The organism is Pseudomonas sp. RW10S2, assembly GCF_014268985.1.
GTDB lineage: Bacteria > Pseudomonadota > Gammaproteobacteria > Pseudomonadales > Pseudomonadaceae > Aquipseudomonas > Aquipseudomonas wayambapalatensis.
The window spans coordinates 19,169-32,046 of sequence record NZ_JABWRO010000058.1 but is presented as its reverse complement, the minus strand read 5'-3'; the positions used below and the strand labels follow the sequence as shown (position 1 = coordinate 32,046).

The following is a 12,878-nucleotide window of genomic DNA, read 5'->3' as shown; positions in this document are numbered from 1 at the left end:
AAAGCCCCGCCTAGGCGGGGCTTTTTCATGCCGGCGGTAAACCTGGATCAGGCCTCGGAAGCCTTGGCCTTGGCGGCTGCTTCCTTGATCAGGGTCTGCAGCTCACCCTTCTCGAACATCTCCAGCATGATGTCGCTGCCCCCCACCAGCTCACCACCTACCCACAGCTGAGGGAAGGTTGGCCAGTTGGCATACTTGGGCAGGTTGGCGCGGATTTCCGGGTTCTGCAGGATGTCGACGTAGGCGAATTTCTCGCCACAACCCATCACAGCCTGCGAAGCACGGGCCGAGAAGCCGCACTGCGGGGCATTCGGCGAGCCTTTCATGTAAAGCAGAATGGTGTTGTTGGCAATCTGCTCTTTGATTGTTTCGATGATATCCATGGAGCACCTCGGCTGAACTTTCCGACACGGTCGTCGGCACGGTGACGCATTGTATCGGAAAGCCGAGTGTCGTGCTTGGTAATGGACCTGGGGCGTCAAGCCGCCCCATTTCGCAATCAGGCCGCCTCCACCTGCACCGGTACTCCATTGAGCGCGGCATTGCCCGACAACGCATCGCGCAGCCGTTCATCGGTCAGGTCATTGGCACTCACCCCCGGCTGTGCGTGGGCAATCTGCAAGCGAACACCCTGGCGACCATGCCCGTAGCCATGCGGCAGGCTGACCACCCCGGGCATCACCTCTTCACTGGCCAGAACCTGCACCTCCAGGCTACCGGTACGCGAGCGAACCCTTACCCATTGCCCGTCCTCGAGCTGGCGCTGCTGCAAGTCCTGCGGATGCATCAGCAATTGGTGCCGTGGCTTGCCTTTGACCAGGCGATGGAAGTTGTGCATCCAGGAATTGTTGCTGCGCACATGCCGACGGCCAATCAGCAACAACTGGTCGTGCGCCATCGGCACCTGCCGCGCCAAGCGCTGGAGATCGTCGAGCAGCACCTGTGGCGCGGCCTGCACAACCTGACCTGGGGTACGCAGCCGAGCAGCAAGATTGGGTTGCAACGGCCCCAGGTCGAGTCCATGAGGGTAGGCGTCCAGCGCCTGCAACGACAACCCCCATGGCGACGCCTCGCCGCGCGGGCCTTTGCGCAGCGCCAGGTCGATCATCTGCGCCGGAGGCAGGGTCGGCTTCAACTCGAGCGCCGCACGCTCGGCGAACGCCCGCGCCAGCCCGACAAAGATCTCCCAATCATGTAGCGCCCCCTCTGGCTTGGCCAGGATCGCTCGGTTGAAACGGGTGACGTTGCGCACTGCCAGCAGGTTGAAAGTGCTGTCGTAGTGATCGTTTTCCAGCGCCGACGTGGAAGGCAGGATCAGGTCGGCGTGGCGCGTGGTTTCATTGATGTACAGGTCGATGCTGAGCATGAACTCAAGGCCCGCCAGCGCCCCGTCGAGCTGGCGGCCGTTGGGCGTGGACAACACCGGGTTGCCGGCGACGGTCACCAGCGCCCTCACCTGACCTTCGCCGGGTGTCAGCACTTCCTCGGCCAACGCCGCAACTGGCAGCTCCCCGCCGTACTCCGGCAGGCCAGAGACCCGGCTCTGCCACTGGTTGAAGTGACCGCCCGAGGTACTGGCGACCAGGTCAACCGCAGGCTCGGTGCACAGTGCACCACCTTGGCGATCGAGGTTGCCGGTGACCAGATTGATCAGTTGCACCAGCCAATGGCAGAGCGTGCCGAAGGTCTGGGTGGAGACACCCATGCGCCCGTAGCACACGGCACTGCCGGCCGCAGCGAAATCGCGCGCCAGCTGGCGAATCTGCCCGGCCTCGATGCCGCACAGCGGGCTCATGGCTTGCGCCGTGAAGGGCGAGATCGCCTCGCGCACCTGCTCGAGCCCATCGATCGGCAGATGCGAGCCGCGCGCCAGGTTTTCACTGAACAAGGTGTTGAGCAGGCCACACAGCAACGCCGCATCACCGCCAGGACGGATGAACAGGTGCTGATCGGCCATCGCCGCCGTTTCACTGCGTCGGGGGTCGATCACCACCAGCCGCCCGCCGCGGGCACGCAGCGCCTTCAAGCGTTTTTCCACGTCCGGCACGGTCATGATGCTGCCATTGGACGCCAATGGGTTGCCGCCGAGGATGAGCATGAAATCGGTGTGGTCGATATCGGGGATCGGCAGCAGCAGGCCATGGCCATACATCAGGTGGCTGGTCAGGTGCTGGGGCAACTGGTCGACGGAGGTGGCGGAAAACCGGTTGCGCGTCTTGAGCAGCCCCAGAAAGTAGTTGCTGTGAGTCATCAACCCGTAATTGTGCACGCTGGGATTGCCCTGGTAGACCGCCACGGCGTTGCGCCCATGCGCCTGCTGGATGCTCCACAAGCGTTCGGCAGCCAGCGCAAATGCCTCATCCCAGGCGATTGGCTCCCAGCGCTCCCCCACGCGCCGATGAGGCTGGCGCAAGCGGTCAGGGTCTTCCTGGATGTCCTGCAGCGCCACCGCCTTGGGACAGATGTGTCCTCGGCTGAATGGGTCCTGCGGATCGCCCTTGATCGCGCTGATCGACGCCCGCCCATCGGGCGCATGGCTGACTTCGATATTGAGGCCGCAGATGGCCTCGCACAGGTGACAGGCACGGTGATGCAGGGTCTTGGTCATGGCCGCCTCTGCCTTGTTGTTCTGGAAGCTCCGACTATGCCCCCGGCCGATCACCGATGCCACGCCGCTTAGTCGTGTGAATCGGACGTCATCAGGCACACGATTCGCGACACGGCGTTTGCCAAAGCCCTGCCAAGCCGTGTACAACCCCCTGTAGAAAATAAAAAACAGACCTTCCACAAGGGTTTACGACACCCTTTGAAACAGCCCCGCTGTTTCCCCTCTTGGTTTCAGGCGACATTTAATTATAGTATTGCGCCTTTCCCTATTCCGTCCGCCCCGTGCGGCTTACGCCGCAGGTCACTCCCGTTGTCAAAAAAAACCATACGGTCGACCTGCAAACCGTTGCAGATAAGGTAGTCAATCATGAGCACCAGGCACTTTCTCTCCCTGCTGGATTTCACCGCTGACGAATTGCTCGGCGTGATCCGTCGAGGCATCGAGCTGAAGGACCTGCGCAAGCGAGGCGTGCTCTTCGAACCCCTGAAGAACCGCGTGCTGGGCATGATCTTCGAGAAGTCATCGACCCGCACCCGCGTATCGTTCGAAGCGGGCATGATCCAGCTCGGCGGCCAGGCGATCTTCCTGTCCCCGCGCGACACGCAACTGGGTCGCGGTGAGCCGATCAGCGACAGCGCCATCGTGCTCTCGAGCATGGTCGACGCGGTGATGATCCGCACCCATGCCCACAGCACCCTGACCGAATTCGCCGCGCATTCGAAGGTGCCGTTGATCAATGGCCTGTCCGACGAATCGCACCCCTGCCAACTGCTGGCCGACATGCAGACCTTCGTCGAACACCGTGGCTCGATCCAGGGCAAGACCGTGGCCTGGATCGGCGATGGCTTCAACATGTGCAACTCCTACATCGAGGCGGCCCGCCAGTTCGATTTCCAGCTGCACATTGCCTGCCCGGAGGGCTACGAGCCCGATCCACGCTTCCTCGAGCTCGGTGGCGAACGCGTACGGATCATCCGTGATCCGAAGGAAGCGGTACGCGGCGCGCACCTGGTGACCACGGATGTCTGGACTTCCATGGGTCAGGAAGAGGAAACTGCACGGCGCCTGGCGCATTTCGCGCCGTACCAGGTCACCCGCGAACTGCTCGACCTGGCGGCACCCGACGCCCTGTTCATGCACTGCCTGCCCGCCCACCGCGGTGAGGAAATCAGCCAGGATCTGCTCGACGACCCACGTTCGGTCGCCTGGGACCAGGCCGAGAACCGCCTGCATGCACAGAAGGCCCTTCTTGAATTCCTTGTAGAACCGGCTTACCACCACGCATGAGTCAACCCCTGCTGCTCAACCTGCGCAACCTCGCCTGTGGCTATGGCGAGCAGCGCATCGTCCAGAACCTCAACCTGCACCTGAACGCAGGCGACATTGGTTGCCTGCTGGGCTCTTCGGGTTGCGGCAAAACCACCACCCTGCGCGCCATCGCCGGCTTCGAGCCGGTGCATGACGGCGAGATCCAGCTGGCCGGGGACGTCATCTCCCGCGCAGGCTTCACCCTCGCCCCCGAAAAACGCCGGATCGGCATGGTGTTCCAGGACTACGCGCTGTTCCCGCACCTGACCGTGGCACAGAACATTGCCTTCGGCATCGGCAAGCATCCACGCCAAGGCGAAGTGGTCGAGGAAATGCTCGAGCTGGTCAAGCTCGGCGGTCTGGGTGCACGCTACCCCCATGAACTTTCCGGCGGCCAGCAGCAGCGTGTCGCCCTGGCCCGCGCGCTGGCGCCAGAGCCGCAATTGCTGCTGCTCGACGAACCGTTCTCCAACCTCGACGTGGAGCTGCGCCGACGCCTGAGCCACGAGGTGCGCGACATTCTCAAGAGCCGCGGCACCAGCGCAATTCTGGTCACCCACGACCAGGAAGAAGCCTTCGCCGTCAGCGATCATGTCGGAGTGTTCAAGGAAGGTCGCCTGGAACAATGGGATACGCCCTACAACCTCTATCACGAGCCACAGACGCCGTTCGTGGCCAGCTTCATCGGCCAGGGCTACTTCATCCGCGGCCAGATGAGCAGCCCGGAATCGGTGAACACCGAGCTCGGTGAACTGCGCGGCAATCGTGCCTACCTGATGCCGGTGGGCAGTTCGGTGGATGTCCTGCTGCGTCCGGACGACATCGTGCACGCACCAGACAGCACGCTGCGCGCGCGCATCAATGGCAAGAGTTTCCTGGGCGCCTCGACGCTCTATCGCCTGGAGTTGCCCACCGGTAGCCAGCTGGAGGCGATTTTCCCCAGTCATGTCGATCACCAGGTCGGCCAGGACGTAGGCATCGCCGTAGCGGCTGACCATCTGGTGCTGTTCGCCGTACCGGGAAGTGTCGCGGCGCAGTTGCAGATACAGGAAAACGGCGTGCGCCGCTACAGCTCGGCGACCTGAAGCCGCCTTCCTGCACGCCCTCAGCCTCTGCCGATCCCGGCAAACGTGCCCTGGGTATGCTCGGCCAGCACCGCGGCTGCCAGCTCCACCTCGAGCCCGCGCCGTCCGGCGCTGACATGAATGCTGGCGAACTGCTGCGCCGACTCATCGATGAAGGTGCGCAGGCGCTTCTTCTGCCCTAAAGGGCTGATGCCACCGACCAGATAACCCGTGGCCCGCTGGGCCGCGGCAGGGTCGGCCATCTCGCACTTCTTTACCCCCGCAGCCTGGGCGAGCGCCTTGAGATCGAGCGTGCCGATCACCGGCACCACTGCCACCAGCAACTCACCTTTCTCGCTGCTGGCCAGCAGCGTCTTGAACACCTGCTGCGGATCGAGCCCGAGCTTCTCGGCGGCTTCCAGGCCATAGGAGGCGGATTTGGGGTCGTGTTCGTAGCTGAGCACGCGATGTTCGGCGCGCGCCTTCTTCAGCAGGTCGAGTGCGGGGGTCATGTACAGCTCCAGTCAATGACAGCTTGCCGGCTACTTTAGGGCAAATCCCGGGGGCCAGCCAGCGGACTTCGGGGCGTGCACCGGACCTGCGCAGGCAGGTTCATGTTCGTGGGTCAGAATGTGGCCGACCGTTCACTTTCGACCTTTGACATCAGCGTTTCTTGTCTATATTTTTTCGTTTATGAAGAAAATGCGCACATAAATAGTGCACACCCGTACACTCGCCGGTCGTTCATGGGGATGGACAACCGGCGTCGACACCCGAGCGCCCAGCGCCTCACAACAACAAGAACCGAAGGTCCTACATGACGACAGCTCTACGACAACCAACGCTTTCCGGCCAGTGCATGGCCGAGTTCCTGGGTACAGCATTGCTCATCTTCTTCGGTACCGGTTGCGTGGCCGCGCTCAAGGTCGCGGGTGCCAGCTTCGGACTCTGGGAAATCAGCATCATCTGGGGTGTCGGCGTCAGCATGGCGATCTACCTCAGCGCTGGCGTTTCCGGTGCGCACCTGAACCCGGCCGTCAGCATCGCGCTGGCCCTGTTCGCCGGTTTCGACAGGCGCAAACTGCCTTTCTATATACTCGCCCAGGTCTGCGGCGCGTTTTGTGGTGCGGCATTGGTCTACACCCTGTACAGCACGCTGTTCTTCGATTTCGAACAGGCGCACAGCATGGTCAGGGGCAGCCAGGCCAGTCTCGAGCTGGCGTCGGTGTTTTCCACCTATGCGCATCCGTCGCTGTCCATCGGCCAGGCGTTCTTGGTTGAAGTGGTGATCACTGCCATTCTCATGGCCGTGATCATGGCGCTGACCGATGACAACAACGGCCTGCCGCGTGGCGCCACCGCACCGCTGCTGATCGGCCTGCTGATCGCGGTGATCGGCAGCGCCATGGGGCCGCTCACCGGCTTCGCGATGAACCCGGCACGGGATTTCGGGCCCAAACTCATGACATTCCTGACGGGTTGGGGCGAAATTGCCTTCACGGGTGGACGGGACATTCCCTACTTCCTGGTTCCGGTGTTCGCACCGATCCTCGGCGCGTGCCTGGGGGCTGCGGGCTATCTCGTCCTGATTGCCCGCAACCTGCCGACGGCCGACGCCACGAACCCACAGACAGATGCTGCTACCCAGGGCGATACTCAAACTTCCTGAGACCGGCGCTGCGCGATCTCGCCCGCCCTCCCCGACTCACTCCCTTTTCGTGCAAGGCAACGACCATGACAGACACCCAGAATAAGAACTACATCATCGCCCTGGACCAGGGCACCACCAGTTCGCGGGCGATCATCTTCGACCGCGACGCCAATGTGGTCGGCACCTCCCAGCGCGAGTTCGCCCAACACTATCCGCAAGCTGGCTGGGTCGAACACGACCCGATGGAGATCTTCGCCACGCAGAGCGCGACCATGGTCGAGGCCCTGGCGCAGGCAGGCCTGAGCCACGCCCAGGTGGCAGCGATCGGCATCACCAACCAGCGCGAAACCACCGTGGTGTGGGACAAGGAAACCGGTCGCCCGGTATACAACGCCATCGTCTGGCAGTGCCGCCGCAGCACCGAGATCTGTGCCCAGCTCAAGCGTGACGGCCACGAGCAGTACATCCGCGAAACCACCGGCCTGGTCACCGACCCATACTTCTCCGGCACCAAGCTCAAGTGGATCCTCGACAACGTCGAAGGCGCCCGCGAACGTGCCGAACGGGGCGAACTGCTGTTCGGCACCGTCGACAGCTGGCTGATCTGGAAATTCTCCGGCGGCAAGGTGCACGTCACCGACTACACCAACGCCTCACGCACGCTGATGTTCAACATTCACACCCTGCAATGGGATGACAAGCTGCTGGACATCCTCGGCATCCCGCGGCAGATGCTGCCCCAGGTGCGCCCGTCCTCGGAGGTCTACGGCCACACCAAGAGCGGTATCGCCATCGCCGGTATCGCCGGCGACCAGCAGTCGGCGCTGTTCGGCCAGATGTGCGTGGAGGCGGGCCAGGCCAAGAATACCTATGGCACCGGCTGCTTCCTGCTGATGAACACCGGCGACAAGGCCGTCACCTCGTCCCATGGCCTGCTCACCACCATCGCCTGCGGCCCTCGTGGCGAAGTGGCCTACGCCCTCGAAGGCGCAGTGTTCAACGGTGGCTCCACGGTCCAGTGGCTGCGCGACGAGCTGAAGATCGTCAACGACGCGCTCGACACCGAGTACTTCGCCAGCAAGGTGAAGGACAGCAACGGCGTCTACCTGGTGCCTGCCTTCACCGGCCTCGGCGCCCCCTACTGGGATCCGTACGCCCGCGGCGCGCTGTTCGGCCTGACCCGTGGCGTCAAGGTCGACCACATCATCCGTGCCGCCCTGGAGTCGATCGCCTACCAGACCCGCGACGTGCTCGACGCCATGCAGCACGACTGCGGCCAGCGCCTCTCGGAGCTGCGCGTGGACGGTGGCGCGGTGGCCAACAACTTCCTCATGCAGTTCCAGGCCGACATCCTCGGCACCTGCGTGGAGCGTCCGAAAATGCGCGAAACCACCGCCCTCGGCGCCGCCTACCTGGCAGGCCTGGCCTGTGGCTTCTGGAGCAGCCTCGACGAGTTGCGCGACAAGGCGATCATCGAACGCGAGTTCAGCCCGCAACTGGATGACGCGCAGAAAGAAAAGTTGTACGCGGGCTGGAAGAAAGCCATCGAGCGCACCCGCGACTGGGAAGATCACGAAGGCTGACGTCAGCCTCTCACTCGATCCGTTCAGGAACGGCCTTGCACGCCCGATTGCGGCGCAAGGCCGCTTCCACAGAAGTACCAGCACAGGCTAGCGACAACAGTCTACTGGTCGTCATCCCCTTCCTACGGCATCATTGCAGCATTTGTCCGGCAGCCCCAAAGGACCGCCCATGAATCTGCCCCCTCGCCAACAACAAATCCTCGAACTGGTGCGCGAACGCGGCTACGTCAGTATCGAGGAAATGGCGCAGTTGTTCGTCGTCACGCCCCAGACCATCCGTCGCGACATCAACCAGCTCGCTGAGGTCAACCTGCTGCGCCGCTATCACGGTGGTGCCGCCTATGACTCGAGCGTGGAGAACACCGCCTACGCCATGCGCGCCGACCAGATGCGCGACGAGAAACAACGCATCGCCGAGGCCGTCGCACGGCAGATCCCCGATCACGCCTCGCTGTTCATCAATATCGGCACCACCACCGAATCCATCGCCCGCGCCCTGCTCAACCACAGCCACCTGAAGATCATCACCAACAACCTGCACGTGGCGGCGATCCTCGGTGCCAAGGACGACTTCGAAGTCCTGGTGGCAGGCGGTACGGTTCGCCGTGACGGCGGCGTGGTGGGTCAGGCCAGCGTCGACTTCATCAGCCAGTTCAAGGTCGATTTCGCCCTGGTCGGCATCAGTGGCATCGACGAAGACGGCAGCCTGCTGGACTTCGACTACCAGGAAGTACGGGTATCCCAGGCCATCATCGCCAATGCCCGGCAGGTCATCCTTGCTGCCGACTCCAGCAAGTTCGGGCGCAACGCCATGGTGCGCCTGGGCTCGATCAACCTGATCGACTGCCTGGTGACCGACCAGCATCCCACTCCCACGCTCACGCAACTGCTGAACCAGTACAAGATCCGCCTGGAAGTGGTCTGAGCGCGCACCGCTGCACCTCGCCGATGGTGATCCGCCGGTGAGACAGCGCCATGGAATGTTCACTAATGTTCACATTATTGCCATCTGATCAGTATTTTCTATGATCAGCGACTGGCGATGGCCATTTTGTTGCGCTACTATTTTCGGAAACGAACATAGATGTTCACATTCGCTGTGAACCGCTCCTAGGAGGCCTTGCCCGTGTCCCAGCCCGTCCAGCCCCAGCCGCCCCTCGCCGACTGCTATGACCTCGCCGTGATCGGCGGTGGCATCAATGGCGTCGGTATCGCCGCCGATGCTGCTGGGCGCGGCCTGAAGGTCTTCCTGTGCGAGAAGGACGACCTGGCCCAGCACACCTCCTCGGCGAGCAGCAAGCTCATCCATGGTGGCCTGCGCTACCTGGAACACTACGAATTCCGCCTGGTACGTGAAGCCCTGGCCGAGCGGGAAGTGCTGCTGGCCAAGGCGCCGCACATCGTCAAACCCATGCGCTTCGTATTGCCACACCGTCCGCACCTGCGTCCGGCCTGGATGATTCGCGCCGGCCTGTTCCTCTACGATCATCTGGGCAAGCGCAAACGCCTGGGCGCCTCGCGCAGCCTGCGTTTTGGTGCCGGATATCCGCTCAAGCCCACGATCACCCGCGGTTTCGAATATGCCGATTGCGCAGTCGATGACGCTCGCCTGGTGGTACTCAACGCCATGGCTGCCCGCGAAAAAGGTGCCCACCTGCACACCCGTACCCGCTGCCTGCGCGCCGAGCGCGTCGATGGCGTGTGGCAGGTCGAACTGCAGCATGCCGACGGCAGCCTGCAGACCATTCGTGCCCGCGCCCTGGTGAACGCCGCCGGCCCTTGGGTGGCAAACTTCATCAAGGACGACCTCAAGCTCGACGCGCCCTACGGCATCCGCCTGATCCAGGGCAGCCACCTGATCGTGCCGCGGCTGTACGAGGGTGAGCATGCCTACATCCTGCAGAACGAAGACCAGCGCATCGTCTTCTGCATCCCTTATCTGGACCGCTTCACCCTGATCGGCACTACCGACCGTGAATACAGCGGCGACCCGGCCAAGGTGGCGATCACCGACGCGGAAACCGACTACCTGCTCAAGGTGGTCAACGAACATTTCAATCATCAATTGTCACGCGCCGACATCCAGCACACCTACTCCGGCGTACGCCCGCTGTGCAACGACGAGTCGGACAACCCCTCGGCCGTTACCCGCGACTACACCCTGGCGTTGTCCGCCAGCGAGGGGCAGGCGCCCCTGCTTTCGGTGTTCGGCGGCAAGCTGACCACCTACCGCAAGCTGGCAGAGTCGGCCATGGCCGAACTCAAGCCCTTCTTCTCCCAGATGCGCGGCAGCTGGACTGCCAGTGCGCCATTGCCAGGCGGCGAAGGCATGACCAGCGTGCAGGCCCTGGTCGATGCCGTTCTGGCGCGCCACGGCTGGCTGCCGGTGGACATCGCCAAGCGCTGGGTACTGACTTACGGCAGTCGGGTCTGGCGTCTGCTCGAAGGTGTACAAGGGCCGGACGATCTTGGTCAGTCGATCGGTGGCGGCTTGTTCAGCCGCGAGGTGGACTACCTGTGCGCCGCGGAATGGGCCGTCAGCGTGGACGATATTCTTTGGCGTCGCACCAAACTGGGCCTGTTCACCAGTGCTGCCGAGCAACAGGCTCTGGCCGACTACCTGCAGCAGGCCGCCTCGAACCGGGCCCGGGTCCGCGCGGCCTGAGTCCATCGACGGGGTGGCGCCGCGCCAGCCCGTCCCTGTTTCTACACACGAGCAAACGCCTCTTCGGCCAGTTCGCGCAGCAGCTTGGCCTTGCTGCGCAGATCGAACGTCCATTCATCGATCACCCCCTTGCCTACGTAAGCCTCCAGATCGGCCAAGCGCGTATGAAAGCGCTCTACTACCTCGCCTAACCTGTCGTTGTAATGATGTCGCGCATAGGCTTCCCAGAACGGACGCTGCGATAGGGAATTAGCGAGCGACTGGGTGTTCTCGGCCGCCAGGACCTCCCGTCGGGCCCGCAACAAGTCGCTGGTGTTGACGTTGGCGAAACTCTGGTAATGCATCGTCTCGGGTTCGATCGGCAGGTCCAGGGCGTAAGCCAGTTTGAGCCGGTAGAAAAGACGAATCTCCACCTCATCCACCAATGCCCAGGCGTGCAGACGCAACGCCCCCGCCTCGTTACGCAGCGGCACCAGGGCATCGACGAAGGCCACCCGCTGCAGCGCCTCCCTCGCTGCCGAAGCCCCAATGCCAACGGCTACGCCGACCGCGATGTTTTCAGCCACACCGAAGAGGTGATCCAGCGCACCTTGCCGATCACCGACGCTCCAATCCAGGTAGCCCTCGTACACTTCATCGGCAATCTGCAGGGCCCCCACCACCAGCATGGCCTGCCCGAGCAGCGGGACGAACAGCCCGGCCAGGTTCAGTACATCGAGCCCCAGGCCGAGGTAGGCATCCAGACGCTCGCGCCGATCCTCCTCATCTTCATCGCCGGTGGGCACCGCCAGTACCCGCGCGTCGTCGAAGAGCTTGGCGATGTGCAATTCACGCAAGTAGGCGAACAGCTTTCCGTCGATGGCCTGATGGCGTCCATCCAGCGCCAACGTTTCACCTGTGCCCAGCGCCCGGTTCAACTCGAGGAGGCGGGAGAAGAAACGAGGTCGATCACGCTCACTGACAAAACGGGAAAAGAACGTGCGATAGGATTTGTCAGTCAACTTCTCGGCCAACGCCTGGTACAGCGCGGCCCATGAAGGGTATCGCGCCACTGGCTGCCGCGCATCGCCTGGTAGCCAGGCGATCACCCCGCGCACCGCGGCGTCTGGACTGGCGCGCACCTCCAGCGTGACCACACCACGGATGCACTTGCCCAGCAGGTACAACTGGCGTGGAATCACCGACGACGAGACCGGCGGAACGATCGGCCTGGGCGCGATCAACGGCAACAGTTCCAGATAGCTCTGCTCGTCCAGCTCGCCCTTGAGCACGGCCACGCGCACCGCGACCTCCAGGTGCGCGGCCAGACTCTCTTCGAACAGACCATGCACCTTGGCTGGCGAATCCGACGGGCGCAGTTGCTGCGCCAACACGGCTTGGTACGCCTTGCCCAGGTCAAGCGTGCGACACAGCCCGGCAAACGCTTCGAAGCCCATTCCCAAGTGCTTGCCGGTGGCATCGATCAGTTGCCCCGTGCGCCCGGGTGCCGGCTTGGTTTCGGTGACGTGGTAGTTGTGCAGTGCCGCAGCCAGCAGCGTCTGCCGGGAAACATGGGTGAAGGTCGGCGCAGGCAGGGCCGCCGAGATGCTGGGCGTGACGATGCGCTGGCGAATTTTCACGGTGCTGTACCTGACATCCGGCCGTGCAATCGCGCGCCTGCGCAGCGCAGCGTCGATCAAGGGCTCGGCGAAGGCATCCAGAGACGGGATGGCATCGAGTATGGGCTTCAGGGCTTCGTTGGCCTTGGCCTGGCGGGTCATCGCCGCCTGCAGGGCCCTGAGGCGGTCGAGGGAGGCACCGGTCAACCAGGCAGGCAGGCGAGAGGCAATCAGGCTATCGATGGACTCGGGGTGGGGGGGCGTAGGTCATGGCGCGCGCCCATCCATTCGGATTTCCGAACGACACCAGCCCAGCCATTCGGAAACCCGCACGCCTTCCCTTGGAAATAATTCGTCAGAAAAGATTAATTTCCAGAAAATTCGCGGCGTTATGATGAATT

General features: G+C 63.1%; 10 protein-coding genes. 6 read left to right on the top strand and 4 right to left on the bottom strand.

Features of this window, described 5'->3' with window-relative positions:
* Positions 1 to 47: 47 nt before the first annotated feature.
* Positions 48 to 383 carry a Grx4 family monothiol glutaredoxin gene (grxD, locus tag HU729_RS14200; protein ID WP_136913238.1) on the bottom strand — a complete coding sequence of 112 codons (336 nt, stop codon included), beginning with the start codon at positions 381 to 383 and terminating at the stop codon, positions 48 to 50.
* Positions 384 to 499: 116 nt separating this feature from the next.
* Positions 500 to 2,608 (bottom strand): molybdopterin oxidoreductase family protein, encoded by a 2,109-nt coding sequence (locus tag HU729_RS14195; RefSeq protein ID WP_186668524.1) that lies wholly within the window; start codon positions 2,606 to 2,608, stop codon positions 500 to 502.
* A 366-nt stretch (positions 2,609 to 2,974) separates the two neighbouring features.
* Here HU729_RS14195 and argF point away from each other — a divergent pair, with 366 nt between their 5' ends.
* Both argF and HU729_RS14185 read left to right on the top strand, forming a co-directional pair.
* A complete protein-coding gene (gene argF / locus HU729_RS14190; protein WP_186668526.1) occupies positions 2,975 to 3,895 on the top strand; it encodes an ornithine carbamoyltransferase in 921 nt (306 codons plus the stop codon).
* Complete coding sequence (locus HU729_RS14185; RefSeq protein ID WP_186668528.1) at positions 3,892 to 5,001, top strand: ABC transporter ATP-binding protein; 1,110 nt, start codon at positions 3,892 to 3,894, stop codon at positions 4,999 to 5,001. Before argF ends, HU729_RS14185 begins: the two co-directional genes overlap by 4 nt.
* 20 nt (positions 5,002 to 5,021) lie before the next feature.
* Here the strand turns inward: HU729_RS14185 and ybaK are convergent, their stop codons facing one another.
* Complete coding sequence (ybaK, locus tag HU729_RS14180) at positions 5,022 to 5,492, bottom strand: Cys-tRNA(Pro) deacylase (RefSeq protein WP_186668530.1); 471 nt, start codon at positions 5,490 to 5,492, stop codon at positions 5,022 to 5,024.
* A gap of 305 nt (positions 5,493 to 5,797) precedes the next feature.
* On the opposite strand from ybaK, the gene HU729_RS14175 reads away from it, so the two are divergent.
* The 4 genes from HU729_RS14175 to glpD all read left to right on the top strand — a co-directional run bounded on the left by HU729_RS14175 (position 5,798) and on the right by glpD (position 10,879).
* On the top strand, positions 5,798 to 6,649 hold the full coding sequence (locus tag HU729_RS14175) for an MIP/aquaporin family protein (protein ID WP_186710631.1): 852 nt from the start codon (positions 5,798 to 5,800) through the stop codon (positions 6,647 to 6,649).
* Positions 6,650 to 6,714: 65 nt separating this feature from the next.
* A complete protein-coding gene (glpK, locus tag HU729_RS14170; RefSeq protein WP_186710629.1) occupies positions 6,715 to 8,214 on the top strand; it encodes a glycerol kinase GlpK in 1,500 nt (499 codons plus the stop codon).
* Between the two features lie 169 nt (positions 8,215 to 8,383).
* Positions 8,384 to 9,139 carry a DNA-binding transcriptional repressor GlpR gene (gene glpR / locus HU729_RS14165; protein WP_186668536.1) on the top strand — a complete coding sequence of 252 codons (756 nt, stop codon included), beginning with the start codon at positions 8,384 to 8,386 and terminating at the stop codon, positions 9,137 to 9,139.
* 201 nt (positions 9,140 to 9,340) lie between these two features.
* Complete coding sequence (gene glpD, locus HU729_RS14160; protein ID WP_186710627.1) at positions 9,341 to 10,879, top strand: glycerol-3-phosphate dehydrogenase; 1,539 nt, start codon at positions 9,341 to 9,343, stop codon at positions 10,877 to 10,879.
* Between the two features lie 41 nt (positions 10,880 to 10,920).
* On the opposite strand, the gene HU729_RS14155 is transcribed toward glpD, so the two are convergent.
* Positions 10,921 to 12,639: a DUF6543 domain-containing protein gene (locus tag HU729_RS14155; protein WP_186710625.1), complete on the bottom strand. Its 1,719-nt coding sequence runs from the start codon at positions 12,637 to 12,639 to the stop codon at positions 10,921 to 10,923.
* Between the last annotated feature and the right edge of the window lie 239 nt (positions 12,640 to 12,878).